This window comes from Halomonas sp. PBN3 (genome assembly GCF_000475415.1).
Taxonomy (GTDB): domain Bacteria; phylum Pseudomonadota; class Gammaproteobacteria; order Pseudomonadales; family Halomonadaceae; genus Halomonas; species Halomonas shengliensis.
The window spans coordinates 74115-92772 of the sequence record NZ_AXCA01000157.1; the positions used below are offsets into that span (position 1 = coordinate 74115).

Genomic DNA, 18658 nt, shown 5'->3' on the forward strand with positions numbered 1-18658 from the left:
ATGCTCCCCGCCCAACACGCGATGCCGGCGGGCGCGGCTCAGGGAAGAGGTCGCTTGAATGGTGGTCACCGACGCGAGTCGTGCCCTGCTGGTTGTCGTGTCGCTTCTGGTACTGGCCGGCTGTGCTTCCACGCCGCGGGAGCAGGCCTCCCGGGACGCCGATGCCCCCTACTTCGCCCGGGAGCTCCCCGGCCTGCCCGGCGGCTGGGATCCCATGATGTCGCCGGTGGACAACCCCATCCTCGAGGCACGCCGCCTCGACAACCCCCCGCCGGCGCTGGTGAAGCAGGCCCTTCTGGCCCAGCACGAGCGCTGGGCCGGCACGCCCTACCGCCTGGGGGGCAGCGGCTTCGGCGGGGTCGACTGCTCGGCACTGGTACAGAACGTCTTCGCCGAGACCTTCCGCGTCACGCTGCCGCGCACCACCGGCGAGCAGGTGCGCCAGGGACGGGCCGTGGAGCGGGACGAGCTGGCCCCCGGCGACCTGGTGTTCTTTCGCCCGCCCGGGGTCTATGACCATGTCGGCATCTACCTCGGCGAGGGGCGCTTCCTGCACGCCTCCTCATCGCGCGGGGTGATGATCTCCGAGCTCGACAACCACTACTGGCGCCGGCACTTCTGGCAGGCCAGGCGCACCCTGGAGCCGACCCGCCTGGCCCAGCGGCTGCTCGACAGCGGCGATGCCTGACCTCGCCACCCGTCCCGCCCGGCCGCCTCGAGGGCTGCGATGATCCGCATGCGCACCGCCGCCTGGTGGCGGGCCACTCTGGCGCTGAGCCTGGGCTCGTTGCTGGTGTTCCTCAACCTCTACGCCCCCCAGCCGCTGCTGCCGGACCTGCGTGAGGCCTATGGCGTCTCCACCCTGGTGGTGGGCCTGGTGATGTCGGTGGCGACCCTAGCGCTGGCGGCCTCGCTGCTGGTGTTCGGGCCGCTCTCCGACGCCATCGGCCGCGGCGGCATCATGCGCCTGACCCTGTTCGCCGCCGGCGTGCTCTCGCTGGCCCTGGCCCTGGCACCCAACTTCGAGACCCTGCTGGTGCTGCGCACGCTGCAGGGCTTCGTGCTGGGCGGCCTGCCGGCGGTGGCCATCGCCTGGATGGGCGACGAGTTCGAGCCCGATGCCATGCTGGCCGCCGTGGGCCTGTATATCGGCGCCAACACCCTGGGAGGGATCAGCGGGCGCGTGGTGGGGGGCGGCATGGCCGAGATCGGCGGCAGCACGGCGAGCTTCCTGGCGGTGGGCGCCATCACCCTGGTGGGGGTGGCGGTGTTCTGGCGGCTGCTGCCACCGTCGCGGGGCTTCACCCCGCGGCGCTTCGAGCTCGCCGGGGCCCTGGCCGACCTGGCGGCGCATCTGCGCACCCCGGCGCTGCTGGCCGCCTACTTGCTCGGCGGGCTCAACTTCCTGATCTTCATCAACCAGTACAGCTACCTCACCTTCCGCCTGGCCGAGCCCCCCTTCGAGCTCGGTGCCACCCTGCTGGGCCTGATCTTCCTCACCTACCTGGGCGGCACCCTGGGCTCGTCGCTCTCCGGGCGCCTGGTGCGCCACCTCTCCCAGCCGGCCTGCATGGTGATGGGGATCCTGATCCTGATGGCCGGCACCCTGGTGACCCTGTCCGACCGCCTGCCGGTGATCCTGGCCGGGCTTACCATCAACGCCTTCGGCTTCTTCGTCGCTCACTCCATGGCCTCGAGCTGGGTGGGGCGCAACGCCCGCCGGGCCCGCGGCAGCGCCTCGGCGCTCTACCTGGTGTTCTACTACACCGGGGCGAGCCTGGGGGTGTTCTGGCTGGAGCCCTTCTGGGGGCTGGGCGGCTGGCCGGGCATCGCGCTCGGCTCCTGGCTGGTGCTGGGTGTGACGCTGTCCATCGCCATCTGGCTGTGGCGGCGGCGTCCGGAGGGTGCCGCCGCCAGCTGACTCGTCACCGGCATGCACACGTAAAAGGGGCAGCCTATCGGCTGCCCCTTCACGATGCGGTGTCGCTCACTGAGTGACTCAGTGCTCGTGGCCACCCTCGCCGTGCACATGACCGTGCTCGACCTCTTCCTCGCTGGCTTCGCGCACCGAGGCGATCTCGACGTCGAAGTTCAGGGTCTGGCCGGCCAGGGGATGGTTGCCGTCGACGGTGACGGTGTCACCCTCGACCTTGGTCACGGTGACCATCAGCGGGCCGCCCTGGGTCTGGGCCTGGAACTGCATGCCGGGCTCGATGCTCTCGACGCCCTGGAAGGCGTCACGCGGCACTTCCTGCACCAGCTGGTCCTGCTTCTCGCCATAGCCCTCGGCCGGGGTCACGGTGGCGTTGAGCTTGTCGCCGGCGGCGCGGCCCTCAAGCTCCTTCTCGAGGCCCGGAATGATGTTGCCGGCGCCGTGGAGATAGGTCAGCGGCTCGCGACCTTCCGAGCTGTCCAGCACTTCACCTGCATCGTTGGTCAGGGTGTAGTGGAACGCGACAACGGAATTCTGCGCAATCTGCATTGATGAACCTTTCGGTGAGTGCATGTCAGGCGCATGGTAACGTGCCGACCGTCGCGCTGTCAGGGGCGATGGGGCATTTTCAGGATGGCCGGGGGTATCCTGAGTGGCGTTCACCCGGGGCGGCGACCTTCGGATGGTTGCGTCGCCCGGGTGCCGGGGATAACCTACCGCCACCCGATTCTTCCCCGATTCCCCCACTCGATATCTGGAGATTCCCATGGCCCAAGTCGTGATCTGGCTGATCGCCTTCGCCGCGATCCTCGCCCTCGCCCTCAAGCGCTGGCCTTCGCTGAGCGCCAGCCTGGACTGCTTGCTGCCCCGTGCCATGAAGACCGACGGTGACAACGCCTTGGTCTGGAGCCTGGCGCTGGCGGTACTCGGGGCCACCACCATCGTGCGCCCGGTGGACGTGCTGCTCACCGCCATCCTGCTGGGCGTGCTGGCACTGGTCGCCGTCAAGCTCGGTGGCTGGGCGATGGACAAGGTGGACCTGCACTGACGCCATCCGTCAGCCGAGAAGGACGAAAGGCCCGCGGAGCGATCCGCGGGCCTTTCTCGGATGGTGACGTGCCTGGGGCAGGCTCGGGAGGCCGAGCCGTGCCCCTCAGCCTTTATCTCAGTAAGGGGCGACGGTGACGTTGCGGCCGCTGCCGATCAGGCGCACGCGTTGACCCACCTGAAAGGCCTGGTCGGCCTTCTGCACCACCACGATATCGATGCCGTCGTCGCGACGGATCTCCATCTCCCAGGCGTCGACACGGTTGGCGGACTCCTCGATCTTGCTGCCCGCCACGCTGCCGGCGATGGCGCCGGCGGCGGTGGCCAGGGTGCGGCCGGAGCCGCCGCCCACCTGGTTGCCCAGCAGGCCGCCGATCACCGCGCCGCCACCGGTGCCGACGATGCCGCCGGCGCGGCTGTCGGCCTGGACCTGCACCCGACGCAGGGCCTGGATGGTACCGAAGCGTACCGTCTGCTCCGCGCCCACCTGGTTGCTGCTGTAGACGTTGCCGCCCATGGGGGCGGTGTTGGCGCAGCCGGCCAGGGTCAGGGCGCCGACGGCGACCACGGGAAGAAGACGTTTCATGGCAATCATGGCATGACCTCCAGGGGGCATTCGTGACGAGCCGCGGCTCGGGACATCCTGTCGAATTAGTGAACACTGTTCAGTAACGCGGATTCTAGCCGGCCACACGGGCGTTGGCCAGCCTCGCTGCGTACCGTCCATTCTAGCCCGATGAAGTGTCAAGGAAAGTGCATCCTTGGCGGCGGGCACGAAAAAGGGGAGGCCATGGCCTCCCCGGGCTAGCGGGCATCGCCGGGCGATGCCGTCCCTGCGTTCTCCGAGCCTCGGGCTCAGAACTGGTTCATGGTGTTGTCCTTGCCACCGGCCTTGAGCGCCGCCTCGCCGTGGAAGAACTCCTTGTGGTCGTCGCCGATGTTGGAGCCGGCCATGTCCTGGTGCTTGACCGTGGCGATGCCCTCGCGGATCTCGCGGCGCTGCACGCCCTCCACGTAGGCCAGCATGCCCTCGTCGCCGAAGTAGCCCTTGGCCAGGGTGTCGGTGGAGAGGGCCGCGGTGTGGTAGGTGGGCAGGGTGATCAGGTGGTGGAAGATGCCCGCATCGCGAGAGGCGTCGCGCTGGAAGTTGCGGGTCCACTCGTCGGCCAGGCTGGCCAGCTCGGTGCCGTCGTACTCCGGGCTCATCAGCTGGGCGCGGTCGTAGGCGGAGACGTCCTTGCCCTCCTGCTGCCAGGCATCGAACACCTGCTGGCGGAAGTTCAGCGTCCAGTTGAAGGAGGGGCTGTTGTTGTAGACCAGCTTGGCGTCCGGCACCGCCTCGCGGATGCGGTTCACCATGCCGGCGATCTGGCCGACGTGGGGCTTCTCGGTCTCGATCCAGATCAGGTCGGCGCCGTTCTGGAGGCTGGTGATGCAGTCCAGCACCACGCGATCCTCACCGGTGCCCGGCTTGAACTGGTAGAGGCCGGAGGCCAGGCGCTTGACCTTGACCAGCTGGCCGTTCTGCTTGATGACCACGTCGCCGTTGTTGATGTCCTCGGCCTTCTCGATCACGTCGCCGTCGAGGAAGCTGTTGTACTGGTCGCCCAGGTCGCCTGGCTCGTTGGTCACGGCGATCTTCTGGGTCAGGCCGGCGCCCAGGGAGTCGGTGCGGGCGACGATGACGCCATCGTCGACACCCAGCTCCAGGAAGGCGTAGCGCACGGCATTGATCTTGGCCAGGAAGTCCTCGTGGGGCACGGTGACCTTGCCGTCCTGGTGGCCGCACTGCTTCTCGTCGGAGACCTGGTTTTCGATCTGGATGCAGCAGGCGCCCGCCTCGATCATCTTCTTGGCCAGCAGGTAGGTGGCCTCGGCGTTGCCGAAACCGGCGTCGATATCGGCGATGATCGGCACCACATGAGTCTCGTGGTCGTCGATCTGGGCCTCGAGCTCGGCCACCTTGGCGGCGTCGCCGGCGGCCTTGGCCTCTTCCAGGGCGCGGAACAGGTGGTTGAGCTCCCAGGCATCGGCCTGACGCAGGAAGGTGTAGAGCTCCTCGATCAGCCCGGAGACCGCGGTCTTCTCGTGCATGGACTGGTCGGGAAGGGGGCCGAACTCGGAGCGCAGGGCGGCGACCATCCAGCCGGAGAGGTAGAGGTAGCGGCGCTTGGTGGTGCCGAAGTGCTTCTTGATGGAGATCATCTTCTGCTGGCCGATGAAGCCGTGCCAGCAGCCCAGCGACTGGGTGTACTGCGAGGCGTCGGCGTCGTAGGCGGCCATGTCCTCGCGCATGATCTTCGCGGTGTAGCGGGCGATGTCCAGGCCGGTCCTGAAGCGGTTCTGGGCACGCATGCGGGCGGCGTTCTCGGGGCTGATGTCCGCCCACTTGCCACGCATGGCTTCACGAAGCTGCGACAGTGCCTTGATATCTTCCTGGTATGACATGGGGCCATCCTCTCTCGGTGTGGGACGCTTGCCGGTGCCGTAAATGCTGCACCTGCGAAGTGAAGTCAGGTTCGTCGATCCCTGGCGGCCTGTCTCTGCTGCCTTGGTCGAAGCTTGGCGAATTTGAAACGAACGTATGAGACCGGTGGGGGATCCCGATACGAGCGCTTCCGCGTTCGCCTTGACTGGCACTATGGCCCACGCCCACGCGGGGCAACAATTGCCCCTTAGGGGAAGAGAGGGTTGTAGCTCGACTACAGGAGAGCCCCTCGATGGGCCATCCTGTAGTGGTTTTTCGTTTGAATCCGGGGAAGGGGGCTCACTCGCCGGTCAGCGAGAGGCGCATATTGCGGTGCGGTATGCCGGCGTCGAGGAACTCGGGGCCCTGCGCCACGAAGCCGAGGCGTTCGTAGAAGGGCAGGGCGTGGGTCTGGGAGGCGAGTTCCACGCCGGGGTGGCCATGGCGGCGGGCGGCCTCGATGGCGGTGTGCATCAGCGCCGCCCCGATGCCGTGGCCGCGCGCCCCAGCGAGCACCGCGACCCGTCCGATATGAGCATCCGGCAGCAGGCGGGCGGTGCCCACCGGCCGGCCATTCAGGAGGGCAAGGAAGTGGTGGCACTCGCCATCACGGCCGTCCCACTCCTCCTCCCGGGAGACCCCCTGCTCCTCGATGAAGACCAAGTGGCGGATCTCGGTGGCCTGGGCCCCGAGCGCCTCCCAGCTACCCTCGCGAATCTCCACGGTATCCCTTTGCATGATAAGCAGCTCCCGGTTGGATCATGATTTCCTTGCGCCTTGCGCCTTGCGCCTTGCGCCTTGCGCCTTGCTACTCTTCGAGCTCATCCGCCCAGGCCAGGCTGCCGGCGTCGAGCAGCGCGGCGAGCAGTGCATCGGCCCCTTCGTGGGTCAGCAGTTCGGCATCCAGCACCGCCTGGGAGGCGATCAGCCGGGCCAGTGGCAGCGCGCACTCAGCGCCATCGCCATCGGCGAAGAGGGTGGCGCGACCCTCGCCCAGGGCATGCCAGGCGAAGCGGGAGCCCGGGGTGCGCACCAGCACCTCGCCCTGCTGTAGTGCGGCGACAAGCTCTGCCGGGTCGGTGGGCGTCTCGTTGGCCACCAGCTGGTCGGCGTACTTGGGCTGGGTCATCACCCGGCCGAACCACTGGGCGAGCCGGGTGGGGTCGTCCAGGGTGTCGAGGATCAGACGGCGCATGCGCTCGACGGCGGCGTCATCGAGCTCGCCGGGATCGACGGGCGGGGCCATGCCGGCGTCGGCGTAGCGCAGCGAGTCGGGGAGCTTGTCACCCAGGAAGTCGGCGAAGGAGACGATGGCCTCGTCGGCCGAGGGGGCCCGGAAGCCCACCGAGAGGGTCAGGCAGTCGTCGGACTGGCTGACGCCGTGGTGGGCCCAGCCCGGGGGCAGGTAGAGCATGTCGCCCGGCTCCAGCACCCAGTCGTCGCCGGCCTCCACCTCGAAGCGTTCGAGGATGCGCAGGTCGATCCCGGGGATGATCGCGGCATCATCCGCGACCCGGCCGCCCAGCTGCCACCGGCGGCTCCCCATGCCCTGAAGCAGGAAGACGTCGTACTGGTCGACGTGGGGCCCGACGCTGCCCCCCGACGGGGCGTAGCTGACCATGACGTCGTCCAGCCGCCAACGGGGCAGGAAGGCGAAGCGCTCGAGCAGCTCGGCCACCTCCGGCACATAGTGGTCGACGGCCTGCACCAGCAGGGTCCAGTCGCGGTCGGGCAGGGCGGCGAAGGTGGCCTCGTCGAAGGGGCCGTGGCGCACCTGCCAGGGGCCATCCGCACCGCGCTCCTCCACCAGGCGCGCCTCGATGCCCTCCTCGCAGGCGAGCCCGGCGAGCTCGTCGGGGGAGAGCGGGCATTCGAAGTCGGCGAAGGCGCCGCGGATCAGCAGCGGCCGGCGCTGCCAGACATCGCCCAGGAACTCGGCCGGCGTGAGTCCGCCGAGCATGGCCAGCGGAGTGTCGGGGCTCATAGGCTCCTCGCCTGCGCTTCGGCGTTGCCGATATAGGTCGCCGGGCTCAGCGCCTTGAGTTCGGCCTTGACCTCATCGGGCAGCGCCAGGGTGTCGATAAAGGCGGCCAAGCCGGCCTGGTCGATGCGCTTGCCGCGGGTCAGTTCCTTGAGCTTCTCGTAGGGCTTCTCGATGCCGTAGCGGCGCATCACCGTCTGGATCGGCTCGGCCAGTACCTCCCAGCTGGCGTCGAGATCCTCGGCGATGCGCTCGGGGTTGGCCTCGAGTTTGCCGATGCCCTTGAGCGCGGCCTCGTAGGCGATCAGGCCGTAGGCCAGGCCCACGCCCAGGTTCCTGAGCACCGTGGAGTCGGTGAGGTCACGCTGCCAGCGCGAGATCGGCAGCTTCTGGGCCAGGTGACCGAGCACCGCGTTGGCGAGCCCCAGGTTGCCCTCGGAGTTCTCGAAGTCGATGGGGTTGACCTTGTGGGGCATGGTGGAGGAGCCGATCTCGCCCTCGACGGTCTTCTGCTTGAAGTAGCCCAGCGAGATATAGCCCCAGACGTCGCGGTCGAAGTCGATCAGCACGGTGTTGAAGCGGCACACGGCGTCGAACAGCTCGGCGATGTAGTCGTGGGGCTCGATCTGGGTGGTGTAGGGGTTGAAGGTCAGGCCCAGCCCCTCGACGAAGGTGCGGGCGTTGGCCTGCCAGTCCACCTCCGGGTAGGTGGCGAGGTGCGCGTTGTAGTTGCCCACCGCGCCGTTGATCTTGCCGAGTATCTCCACCCCCTCGATCAGCCTGAGCTGGCGACGCAGGCGGTAGGCGACGTTGGCCATCTCCTTGCCCAGGGTGGTGGGGCTCGCCGTCTGGCCGTGGGTGCGCGAGAGCATCGGCAGCGCGGCGTGCTCCTGGGCCAGGCGGGCGACCTGGTCGGCTACCTCGTGCATCACCGGCAGCAGGGCCCTGAGGCCGTCGGTGAGCATCACGCCGTGGGAGAGGTTGTTGATGTCCTCGCTGGTGCAGGCGAAGTGCACGAACTCGGTGATGGCGTGCAGCTCCGGGACCTCGGCGATGCGCTCCTTGAGGAAGTACTCCACCGCCTTGACGTCGTGGTTGGTGGTGCGCTCGATGGTCTTGATGCGCTCGGCGTCCGCCACCGAGAAGTCGCGGATCAGCCCCTCGAGGAAGGCGGTGGCCTCGGCGGAGAGCGGCGGTACCTCGGTGACGCCGGGCAGCTCGGCCAGGCGCTCGAGCCAGCGGATCTCGACGATGACCCGGGCGCGGATCAGGCCGAATTCGCTGAAGTGCTCGCGCAGGCGTTCGGCCTTAGCGCCGTAGCGGCCGTCGACGGGGGAGAGGGCGGTAAGGGCGGACAGGGGCAGGGCGTGCATGGGCGTGTTCCGGTTCGTGAGGACGTGGGGCATCGTGGTGGGGGAGCGGCTCAGCCGAGCCGGTCCAGGGACTTCTTCAGGGCGCCGCGCTGCAGGATCAGCTTCCAGCGCCGGCCGCCCTGCTGGTGCCACAGCAGGGCGAAGCGAATGCCGGCCAGCAGGCAGGCGCGCACCCGCTCGGGCATCATGCGACTCTGCAGCAGCGAGGGGTCGCCCTGCACCACGATGCGGGTCTTGAAGGTGGAGAGCGTCTCCTGGTAGGCCTCGCCGAGGCTGGCGACGACGTTCTCGTGGGTCTCGCCGAAGTGCTCGGCCTGGCCCTGGATGCGGGTCAGCTTCTCGCCCAGGGCGTCCATCATCGCGGTGTGGCGTCGCAGCTTGTTCATCAGCAGCAGCAGGGTGAAGCCGTAGCGCAGCACCACCGGGTTGGCCTGCTTGCGGCCGATGACGCTCTCCAGCACCTCCAGGCCGCGCCGCAGGTTGTTGGGATGGCCGCCGTAGATCGCCTCGAAGCTCTCGGGGTTGGTATCCAGGGTGGCGCGGATCAGGGTGTCCCAGGCGCGCTGGTCGACCTGGCCGGTGCGGGCCAGATCGTCGACCAGGCTGGCGGCCTGGAAGACGCCGGCCAGGGCCAAGGCCTGGCGGGTGACGGGATCGTCGGGGACCCGGTGGATCGGCGTGGAGGCGGTCATGCGGCGACCTCCGCGGCGTTCCATGTCTCGCGGATGACCGCGCCGCCCAGGCAGATCTCGCCGTCGTAGAGCACCAGCGACTGCCCGGGGGTGACGGCGCGCTGGGGATCCATGAAGCGCACCTCCACGCCGCCGTCCGGCCGCGTGCGGAAGGTGCAGGGGACATCGGCCTGGCGGTAGCGGGTCTTGGCGGTGAGCCGGCCCTCGGCCATCGGTGCCTCGCCGGCGACCCATTCCATCGCCTCGGTGGCCAGGCTGTCGGTGTAGAGCAGCGGGTGGTGCTTGCCCTGCACGGCGATCAGTACGTTGCGCTCGAGGTCCTTGGCGGCCACGTACCAGGGCGCCTCGGGATGGTCGGGCAGCCCGCCGATGCCGAGCCCCTGGCGCTGGCCCAGGGTGTAGTACATCAGGCCCATATGCTCGCCGATCACCTCGCCCTCGGGGGTCTCGATCACCCCGGGCTGGGCGGGAAGGTACTGCCGCAGGAAGTCGCGGAAGCGCCGCTCGCCGATGAAGCAGATGCCGGTGGAATCCTTCTTCCTGGCGGTCACCAGGCCGTGGCGCTCGGCGATGGCGCGCACCTCGGGCTTCTCCAGTTCACCCACCGGGAAGAGGGTGCGGGCGATGGCGGCCTCGGGCACGGCATGCAGGAAGTAGCTCTGGTCCTTGTTGGCATCGAGGCCCTTGAGCAGCCGCGGGCGGCCGCCGCGAATTCCCTGGCGAACATAGTGGCCGGTGGCGATCTTCTCGGCGCCGAGCATCTCGGCGTACTCCAGGAACACCTTGAACTTGATCTCGCGGTTGCAGAGGATGTCCGGGTTCGGCGTGCGCCCGGCCTGGTACTCGGCGAGAAAGTGCTCGAAGACGTTGTCCCAGTACTCGGCGGCGAAGTTGGCGGTGTGCAGTCGGATGCCGAGCTTCTCGCACACGGCCTCGGCGTCGGCCAGGTCGGCCTTGGCGGTGCAGTACTCGGTGCCGTCGTCCTCGTCCCAGTTCTTCATGAACAGGCCCTCGACGTCGTAGCCCTGCTCGAGCAGCAGCAGGGCGGAGACGGAGGAGTCGACGCCGCCGGACATGCCGACGATCACCTTGCCTGGGGTGGCGGTCATGGGCGCCCTCGGAATCGGTGTGACATAAATGGGGCGTGATTATACATGATACGAGGGCCAGGCGCCGAGCGGTCGGCCACAAGGGGCGAGCCACAAGCAACCCCCGATGTGGTGAACGGCCATATGTGACACGTCACTCGCTACAGGGACAGCCCTTGCTTGCGCTGCAACAGAGGGCATCATCCTGGTCTTGCAGCTTGCAGCTTGCAGCTTGCAGCTTGCAGCTTGCCCCTACCTTTCGTGAATCACGTCCATGGGGTAGAAGCGTCCGGCCAGGGCGTCGCGGATGCGGCGCAGCACCAGGGGGCTTCGAAGCCGCCCCTCGCGCTCCAGCGCCTCGATCTGCTCCAGGGTCAGCCAGTGCACGGCGTGGATCGCCGGGTCGAGGGCGTTGCCCATATGGGCCAGGGCCATGCCGAGGAAAGCGTGGCTGTGGAAGGTCTTGCCGTCCGGGGCCTGGTAGACATACATGCCCAGGTAGTCGCTGATACCGACCCGCCAGGCGGTCTCCTCCTCCACCTCGCGCAGCACGGCGTCGCGGATCCGCTCGCCGGGCTCCAGGTGGCCGGCGGGCTGGTTGAACAGCGTCTGCGGGCCGCCGCGCTCCTCCTCCACCATCAGGAAGGCGCCGGCGCGCTCCACCACGCAGGCCACGGTGACATAGGGGTGCCAGCGGCTCATCGCCTGCCTCCTTTTCCTCTTGCCGGATGCCGCCCCTTGCCCCGGGGCTGGCGCGGGGCGTGCAGCGTCTCGCGGCGCCACTCGCCAGGGGCCAGGCCGTCGAGCCGCCAGGGGCCGATAGCCACCCTGACCAGGCGCAGGGTGGGGTGGCCCACCCGGGCGGTCATGCGCCGCACCTGGCGGTTGCGCCCCTCGCCGATGGTCAGCTCCAGCCAGGTGGTGACCGGGTGGCGCCGGGGATCCACCGGCGGGTCGCGCTCGGGCAGGCCGCTCTGGGCCAGGCGGCGCACCTTCGCCGGCCGGGTCATGCCGTCCTTGAGGGCGACGCCGTCGCGCAGCGCCTGCAGGGCGGCCTCATCGGGGTCGCCCTCCACCTGCACCCGGTAGGTCTTGGGCTGCTTGTGGCGTGGGTGGCTGATGCGGTGGATCAGCTCGCCGTCGTCGCTGAGCAGCAGCAGGCCTTCGGAGTCGTGGTCCAGGCGCCCGGCGGGGTAGATGCCGGGCACGTCGATCACGTCGGCCAGGGTGGCGCGCCGCTCGCCGTCCGCGCTCCCCCGGTCGGTGAACTGGGAGAGCATGCGGTAGGGCTTGTGGAGCAGGTAGAGGTTCATCGCGGGCATCCCTTCATGTCGAGCACTATGCCATGCCCGGTGCCATAACGCAGCGGCTCCCGTCTGCCTGGCGGCGGACGGGAGCCGGTAGGGCCGCCCGCAGGCGGCGGTCGCCGGGGCGACGGATCAGGCGTTGGCGACCAGCGCCAGGGCCTCGTTGAGGGTCTTGCTGGGACGCATCACCGAGCGGGCCAGCTCGGGATCGGCATGGTAGTAGCCCTTGAGGTCCACCGGCTGGCCCTGCACGCCGTTGAGCTCCTCCATGATGGTCGCCTCCTTGGCCACAAGGGTCTCGGCCAGGCGGGCGAAGCGCTCCTTGAGGCCGGCGTCCTTGTCCTGGGCGGCCAGGGCCTCGGCCCAGTAGAGGGCCAGGTAGAAGTGGCTGCCGCGGTTGTCGATCTCGCCCACCTTGCGCGACGGCGACTTGTTCTCCTCGAGGAAGCGGCCGGTGGCCTTGTCCAGGGCGTCGGCCATCAGCGCGGCGCGTTCGTTGTCGAAGGCCTTGGCGAGGTGCTCCAGGGAGGCGCCCAGGGCCAGGAACTCGCCCAGGCTGTCCCAGCGCAGGTGGTTCTCCTCGAGCAGCTGCTGGACGTGCTTGGGCGCGGAGCCGCCGGCGCCGGTCTCGAACAGGCCGCCACCCTCCATCAGGGGCACGATGGAGAGCATCTTGGCGCTGGTGCCCAGCTCCAGGATCGGGAAGAGGTCGGTGAGGTAGTCACGCAGGATATTGCCGGTCACCGAGATGGTGTCGAGGCCGCGCACCACGCGCTCCAGGGTGTAGCGCATGGCGCGCACCTGGGACATGATCTGTATGTCGAGCCCCTCGGTGTCGTGCTCCGCGAGGTAGGTGCGGACCTTCTTGATCAGCTCGTTCTCGTGGGGACGGTAGGGGTCGAGCCAGAACACCGCCGGCATGCCGGAGTCGCGGCAGCGGTTCACGGCCAGCTTGACCCAGTCGCGGATCGGCGCATCCTTGACCTGGCACATGCGCCAGATATCACCCTCCTCGACATCCTGGGAGAGCAGCACCTCGCCGGTATCCAGGTCGGTGATGTTGGCGACACCCGCCGCCGGGACCTCGAAGGTCTTGTCGTGGGAGCCGTACTCCTCGGCCTTCTGGGCCATCAGGCCGACGTTGGGCACGGTGCCCATGGTGGCCGGGTCGAAGGCGCCGTGCCACTTGCAGAAGTTGATCATCTCCTGGTAGATGCGGGCGAAGGTGGACTCCGGCATCACCGCCTTGACGTCCTTCATGCGACCATCGGCGCCGTACATCTTGCCGCCGGCGCGAATCATGGCGGGCATCGAGGCGTCGACGATCACGTCGCTGGGCGAGTGGAAGTTGGTGATGCCGCGTGCCGAGTCGACCATCGCCAGCTCCGGGCGCTCGTCGTGGCAGGCGTGCAGGTCGCGGACGATCTCGTCACGCTGGGCCTCGGGCAGGGTGTCCAGCTTCTCGTAGAGGTTGGCCATGCCGTTGTTGACGTCGACGCCCAGCTCGTCGAACAGCGCGCCGTGCTTCTCGAAGGCCTCCTTGTAGAACATCCGCACGCAGTGGCCGAACACGATGGGGTGCGAGACCTTCATCATGGTGGCCTTGACGTGCAGCGAGAACATCACGCCGGTCTTGCGGGCATCCTCGATCTCGCGCTCGTAGAACGCGAGCAGCGCCTTCTTGCTCATGAACATGCTGTCGATGACCTCGCCATCCTGCAGCTCGACGCGGGGCTTGAGCACCCGGGTCTCACCACTGGCGGTGATCAGCTCCATCTTCACGTTGCGGGCGCGATCCAGGGTCATCGACTTCTCGCCGTGATAGAAGTCGCCGCCGTGCATGTGCGAGACGTGGGTGCGAGAGGCCTGGCTCCACTCGCCCATGTGGTGCGGGTACTTGCGGGCGTACTCCTTGACCGCCTTGGGGGCGCGACGGTCGGAGTTACCCTCGCGCAGCACCGGGTTGACGGCGCTGCCCTTGGTCCGGTCGTAGCGCGCCTTGATGTCACGCTCCTCGTCGCTTGCCGGCTCGTCCGGGTAGTCCGGCAGCGGGTAGCCCTGGCCCTGCAGCTCCTTGATCGCCGCACGCAGCTGCGGCATGGAGGCGCTGATGTTGGGCAGCTTGATGATGTTGGCCTCCGGCGTCTTGGCCAGGTCGCCCAGCTCGGCCAGGTGGTCCTCGACGCGTCTGTCGTCGCCCAGGTAGTCGGGGAACTGGCAGAGGATCCGCGCCGCCAGGGAGATGTCGCGAGTCTCCACCTCGATGCCGGCGGCATCGGTGAAGGCGTCGATGATCGGCAGCAGCGAGTGGGTCGCCAGCGCAGGCGCTTCGTCGGTGAACGTGTAGATAATCTTCGGCGTTTTGGACATGGTAGCGTTGATCTCTCTGGTCACAGCGGAGGCGTGGGGACCGCGTCACGTCGCTGGCTCCCCGGCTGGCGGGTGATCCTAGCAGGATTGTCGACAAATGTCCCGGCCTCCTTACTCCCCTCGGGAGGGCGGTGCTATACTCCCGGCTCCACTGAACAGACCAGCACGGGAGTTCGCCATGGGGTATCAGAAGATCGTCGTTCCCGAGAGTGGCCAGAAGATCACCGCCAACGCCGACAACACCCTGAACGTGCCGAACCAGCCGATCATCCCGTATATCGAGGGTGATGGCATCGGTGTCGACGTCACCCCGGCGATGATGATCGCCATCGACGCCGCCGTGGAGAAGGCCTACAACGGCGAGCGCAGGATCCACTGGATGGAGGTCTACGCCGGCGAGAAGGCCACCCAGGTCTACGACGCCGACACCTGGCTGCCGGAGGAGACCCTGGAGGCCGTCAAGGAGTACATCGTCTCCATCAAGGGCCCGCTGACCACCCCGGTGGGTGGTGGCATCCGCTCGCTGAACGTCGCCCTGCGCCAGAAGCTCGACCTCTACGTCTGCCAGCGCCCGGTGCGCTGGTTCGAGGGGGTGCCGAGCCCGGTGAAGAAGCCCGCCGACGTCGACATGGTGATCTTCCGCGAGAACTCCGAGGACATCTACGCCGGCATCGAGTGGAAGGCCGGCACCCCGGAGGCCGACAAGGTCATTCGGTTCCTGCGCGAGGAGATGGGGGTCACCAACATCCGCTTCCCGGAGAACTGCGGCATCGGCGTCAAGCCGGTCTCCGTGGAGGGCACCAAGCGCCTGGTGCGCCAGGCCCTGCAGTACACCATCGACAACGACCGCGAGTCGCTGACCCTGGTGCACAAGGGCAACATCATGAAATTCACCGAGGGGGCCTTCAAGGACTGGGGCTATGAGCTTGCCCGCGAGGAGTTCGGCGCCGAGCCGCTCGACGGCGGCCCCTGGATGACCATGAAGAACCCGAAGAGCGGCAAGCAGATCGTCATCAAGGACGTGATCGCCGACGCCATGCTGCAGCAGATCCTGCTGCGCCCGGCCGAGTACGACGTGATCGCCACCCTGAACCTCAACGGCGACTACCTCTCCGATGCCCTGGCGGCCGAGGTGGGCGGCATCGGCATCGCGCCGGGCGCCAACATCTCCGACACCACCGCCATGTTCGAGGCGACCCACGGCACGGCGCCCAAGTACGCCGGCCAGGACAAGGTCAACCCCGGCTCGCTGATCCTCTCCGCCGAGATGATGCTGCGCCACATGGGCTGGGTCGAGGCGGCCGACCTGGTGCTCAAGGGCATGGAGAAGGCGATCTCCAGGGGCGAGGTCACCTATGACTTCGAGCGCCTGATGGACAATGCCACCCTGCTCAAGTGCTCCGAGTTCGGCCAGGCCGTCGCCGATAACATGTAACGACGTGCCCCCGATCGCCGGCCCCCGTCCGCCGAACCGGCGGGCGGGGGTCGTTGCGTTGAGGCGGGCGCTGAACCCTGCCGGCCCGAAGGCGTCCAATCCAGCTGGATGGACCCGGGATGCCGGCACAGTCGAGACCCCTATTTCCTATGTTCGAGCATGAGTTCGCAGGCGTGGTACGCGGCGGGATGACCCGCCCGCCCGGCACCGAGGAGGACGACGGCCTGGCGGTGCAGACCGCCGAGCCGGAGCTGGCGACGCCACCGATGTACAAGGTGGTGTTGCACAACGATGACTTCACCCCCATGGAGTTCGTGGTGGAGGTGCTGCAGACCTTCTTCCACATGGACAGCGAGACCGCGGTGCAGGTGATGCTGACGGTGCACACGCAGGGCAAGGCCACCTGCGGCATCTTCACCCGCGACATCGCGGAAACCAAAAGCCATCAGGTCAATCAATACGCTAGAGAGTGTCAGCACCCGCTGCTCTCCGACATCGAGGCGGCGGACTGACTCCCCGGACATGGTCGCGACGGGCCGCGCCGGGCTGCCGTTGGCTGGCGAGCTTGCAACGGCGGCGTTTGTGCCCGATGTTGATGATGCCGGACCCGAAAAGATCCGACGCAACGCCCTGGGCGGCAAGAAGGGGACTGCCATGCTGAGCAAAGAACTTGAACTGACCCTGAACACGGCCTTCACCGTGGCGCGCTCCAAGCGTCACGAGTTCATGACCGTGGAGCACCTGCTGCTGGCGCTGCTCGACAACGCCTCCGCGGCGGACGTGCTGCGCGCCTGCGGGGCCAACCTCGACAAGCTGCGGTCCGACCTGCAGGACTTCATCAACTCCACCACGCCGCTGATCCCCGAGGATCAGGCCGACCGCGAGACCCAGCCGACCCTGGGCTTCCAGCGCGTGCTGCAGCGCGCGGTCTTCCACGTGCAGTCCTCCGGCAAGAGCGAGGTGACCGGCGCCAACGTGCTGGTGGCGATCTTCTCCGAGCAGGAGAGCCAGGCGGTCTACTTCCTCAAGCAGCAGAACGTGGCGCGGGTGGACGCCGTCAATTACATCGCCCACGGCATCTCCAAGGTCGCCGGGCATGACCAGGCGCCGTCCTCCGCGGCGAGCGACTCCGAGGAGGCCGAGGAGGGCGGCGAGACCGCCTCCAACCCGCTGACCGGCTACGCCACCAACCTCAACGAGCAGGCCCGGATGGGCAAGATCGACCCGCTGATCGGTCGCGAGCACGAGCTCGAGCGGGTGGTGCAGATCCTCGCCCGGCGGCGCAAGAACAACCCGCTGCTGGTGGGCGAGGCCGGGGTGGGCAAGACCGCCATCGCCGAGGGCCTGGCCAAGCGCATCGTCGAGGAGGACGTGCCCGAGGTGATCGGCGACGCCGTGGTCTACTCCCTGGACATGGGCGCGCTGCTGGCCGGTACCAAGTACCGTGGCGACTTCGAGAAGCGTCTCAAGGCGCTGCTCGCCGAGCTGCGCAAGCAGCCCAACGCCATCCTCTTCATCGACGAGATCCATACCGTGATCGGTGCTGGCGCCGCCTCCGGCGGGGTGATGGACGCCTCCAACTTGCTCAAGCCGCTGCTCTCCTCGGGCGAGCTGCGCTGCATCGGTTCCACCACCTTCCAGGAGTATCGCGGCATCTTCGAGAAGGATCGTGCCCTGGCACGGCGCTTCCAGAAGGTCGACGTGCCGGCGCCCTCGGTGGAGGACACTATCCGCATCCTCAAGGGGCTGCGCTCGCGCTTCGAGGAGCATCACCAGCTCAAGTACACCGATGGCGCCCTGGAGAGCGCGGCGCGGCTGGCAGATCGCTACATCAACGACCGCCACCTGCCCGACAAGGCGATCGACGTGATCGACGAGGCCGGCGCCCACCAGCGCCTGCTGCCGCCGGAGGTGCGCGTCGACACCATCGACACCGACCAGGTCGAGGCGGTGGTTGCCTCCATCGCACGCATCCCGCCGAAGAGCGTCTCCAGCTCCGACCGCAAGCTGCTGGAGAACCTCGACCGCGACCTCAAGATGCTGGTGTTCGGCCAGGACGAGGCGATCGACAGCCTCGCGGCGGCGATCAAGCTCTCCCGGGCCGGGCTCAAGTCGCCGGACAAGCCGGTGGGCAGTTTCCTGTTCGCCGGCCCCACCGGGGTGGGCAAGACCGAGGTGGCCCGCCAGCTCTCCCATATCATGGGCATCGAGCTGGTGCGCTTCGACATGTCCGAGTACATGGAGCGCCACACGGTGTCGCGGCTGATCGGTGCGCCCCCGGGCTACGTGGGCTACGACCAGGGTGGCCTGCTCACCGAGGCGATCACCAAGCACCCGCACTGCGTGCTGCTGCTCGACGAAATCGAGAAGGCGCACCCCGAGGTCTTCAACCTGTTGCTGCAGGTGATGGACCACGGCCGGCTCACCGACAACAACGGCCGCGAGGCGGACTTCCGCCACGTGATCCTGATCATGACCTCCAACGCCGGGGTCGAGCAGGCCACCCGGCGCTCCATCGGCTTCCAGACCCAGGACCACTCCACGGACGCCATGGAGGTGATCCGCAAGACCTTCTCGCCGGAGTTCCGCAACCGCCTGGACGGCATCATCCAGTTCCATGCGCTGCCCGGTTCGGTGGTGCGTAGCGTGGTGGACAAGTTCCTGGTGGAGCTGCAGGCCCAGCTCGACGAGAAGCGCGTGCAGCTCGATGTCGACGAGGCGGCGCGCGCCTGGCTGGCGGAGAAGGGCTACGACCCGGACATGGGGGCCCGCCCCATGGCGCGCCTGATCCAGGAGAAGCTCAAGAAGCCGCTGGCGGAGATGATCCTGTTCGGCGAGCTCTCCGAGCACGGCGGCGTGGTCCACGTCAGCGTGGAGGCGGGCGAGCTGCATCTCGCCACCGAGTCGGAGATGGCCGACGCGCCCTGACCGCGGCGGGCGCCAGCCCGCCGTTCACCCACGACAC

General features: G+C 68.1%; 17 protein-coding genes. 6 read left to right on the forward strand and 11 right to left on the reverse strand.

The window, feature by feature from the left end:
• Positions 1 to 58 precede the first annotated feature (58 nt).
• The gene (locus Q673_RS27060; RefSeq protein WP_023005830.1) at positions 59 to 688 is read left to right on the forward strand and encodes a C40 family peptidase; all 630 of its coding nucleotides are present in this window, start codon (positions 59 to 61) and stop codon (positions 686 to 688) included.
• A gap of 39 nt (positions 689 to 727) precedes the next feature.
• Positions 728 to 1921: an MFS transporter gene (locus Q673_RS27065; protein WP_023005831.1), complete on the forward strand. Its 1194-nt coding sequence runs from the start codon at positions 728 to 730 to the stop codon at positions 1919 to 1921.
• Positions 1922 to 1999: 78 nt separating this feature from the next.
• On the opposite strand, the gene Q673_RS27070 is transcribed toward Q673_RS27065, so the two are convergent.
• Positions 2000 to 2482 carry an FKBP-type peptidyl-prolyl cis-trans isomerase gene (locus Q673_RS27070; RefSeq protein ID WP_023005832.1) on the reverse strand — a complete coding sequence of 161 codons (483 nt, stop codon included), beginning with the start codon at positions 2480 to 2482 and terminating at the stop codon, positions 2000 to 2002.
• 217 nt (positions 2483 to 2699) lie between these two features.
• Here Q673_RS27070 and Q673_RS27075 point away from each other — a divergent pair, with 217 nt between their 5' ends.
• Positions 2700 to 2981 carry a hypothetical protein gene (locus tag Q673_RS27075; RefSeq protein WP_023005833.1) on the forward strand — a complete coding sequence of 94 codons (282 nt, stop codon included), beginning with the start codon at positions 2700 to 2702 and terminating at the stop codon, positions 2979 to 2981.
• Between the two features lie 117 nt (positions 2982 to 3098).
• On the opposite strand, the gene Q673_RS27080 is transcribed toward Q673_RS27075, so the two are convergent.
• The 10 genes from Q673_RS27080 to Q673_RS27125 all read right to left on the reverse strand — a co-directional run bounded on the left by Q673_RS27080 (position 3099) and on the right by Q673_RS27125 (position 14258).
• Positions 3099 to 3566: a glycine zipper 2TM domain-containing protein gene (locus Q673_RS27080; RefSeq protein ID WP_031218085.1), complete on the reverse strand. Its 468-nt coding sequence runs from the start codon at positions 3564 to 3566 to the stop codon at positions 3099 to 3101.
• Between the two features lie 269 nt (positions 3567 to 3835).
• Positions 3836 to 5428 carry an isocitrate lyase gene (locus Q673_RS27085; protein ID WP_023005835.1) on the reverse strand — a complete coding sequence of 531 codons (1593 nt, stop codon included), beginning with the start codon at positions 5426 to 5428 and terminating at the stop codon, positions 3836 to 3838.
• A 319-nt stretch (positions 5429 to 5747) separates the two neighbouring features.
• On the reverse strand, positions 5748 to 6185 hold the full coding sequence (locus Q673_RS27090; protein ID WP_023005836.1) for a GNAT family N-acetyltransferase: 438 nt from the start codon (positions 6183 to 6185) through the stop codon (positions 5748 to 5750).
• A gap of 70 nt (positions 6186 to 6255) precedes the next feature.
• On the reverse strand, positions 6256 to 7431 hold the full coding sequence (locus tag Q673_RS27095; protein ID WP_023005837.1) for a cupin domain-containing protein: 1176 nt from the start codon (positions 7429 to 7431) through the stop codon (positions 6256 to 6258).
• On the reverse strand, positions 7428 to 8792 hold the full coding sequence (gene purB / locus Q673_RS27100; protein WP_031218086.1) for an adenylosuccinate lyase: 1365 nt from the start codon (positions 8790 to 8792) through the stop codon (positions 7428 to 7430). Before purB ends, Q673_RS27095 begins: the two co-directional genes overlap by 4 nt.
• A 59-nt stretch (positions 8793 to 8851) precedes the next feature.
• Entirely contained in the window at positions 8852 to 9493 is a 642-nt protein-coding gene (hflD, locus tag Q673_RS27105; protein ID WP_023005839.1) for a high frequency lysogenization protein HflD, read from the reverse strand.
• Positions 9490 to 10602, reverse strand: a complete 1113-nt coding sequence (gene mnmA, locus Q673_RS27110; RefSeq protein WP_023005840.1) for a tRNA 2-thiouridine(34) synthase MnmA — start codon at positions 10600 to 10602, stop codon at positions 9490 to 9492. Before mnmA ends, hflD begins: the two co-directional genes overlap by 4 nt.
• 231 nt (positions 10603 to 10833) lie before the next feature.
• Positions 10834 to 11283 carry an NUDIX domain-containing protein gene (locus Q673_RS27115; protein WP_023005841.1) on the reverse strand — a complete coding sequence of 150 codons (450 nt, stop codon included), beginning with the start codon at positions 11281 to 11283 and terminating at the stop codon, positions 10834 to 10836.
• Positions 11280 to 11894, reverse strand: a complete 615-nt coding sequence (locus Q673_RS27120) for a pseudouridine synthase (RefSeq protein ID WP_023005842.1) — start codon at positions 11892 to 11894, stop codon at positions 11280 to 11282. The genes Q673_RS27115 and Q673_RS27120 overlap by 4 nt, the downstream gene beginning before the upstream one ends.
• Before the next feature lie 126 nt (positions 11895 to 12020).
• Positions 12021 to 14258, reverse strand: coding sequence for an NADP-dependent isocitrate dehydrogenase (locus tag Q673_RS27125; protein ID WP_023005843.1), 2238 nt, complete (start codon positions 14256 to 14258; stop codon positions 12021 to 12023).
• Positions 14259 to 14436: 178 nt separating this feature from the next.
• On the opposite strand from Q673_RS27125, the gene icd reads away from it, so the two are divergent.
• The 3 genes from icd to clpA all read left to right on the forward strand — a co-directional run bounded on the left by icd (position 14437) and on the right by clpA (position 18621).
• A complete protein-coding gene (gene icd / locus Q673_RS27130; RefSeq protein WP_023005844.1) occupies positions 14437 to 15693 on the forward strand; it encodes an NADP-dependent isocitrate dehydrogenase in 1257 nt (418 codons plus the stop codon).
• 188 nt (positions 15694 to 15881) lie between these two features.
• Positions 15882 to 16205 carry an ATP-dependent Clp protease adapter ClpS gene (clpS, locus tag Q673_RS27135; RefSeq protein WP_043524818.1) on the forward strand — a complete coding sequence of 108 codons (324 nt, stop codon included), beginning with the start codon at positions 15882 to 15884 and terminating at the stop codon, positions 16203 to 16205.
• 142 nt (positions 16206 to 16347) lie between these two features.
• Positions 16348 to 18621 (forward strand): ATP-dependent Clp protease ATP-binding subunit ClpA, encoded by a 2274-nt coding sequence (clpA, locus tag Q673_RS27140; RefSeq protein ID WP_023005846.1) that lies wholly within the window; start codon positions 16348 to 16350, stop codon positions 18619 to 18621.
• Positions 18622 to 18658: the final 37 nt, after the last annotated feature.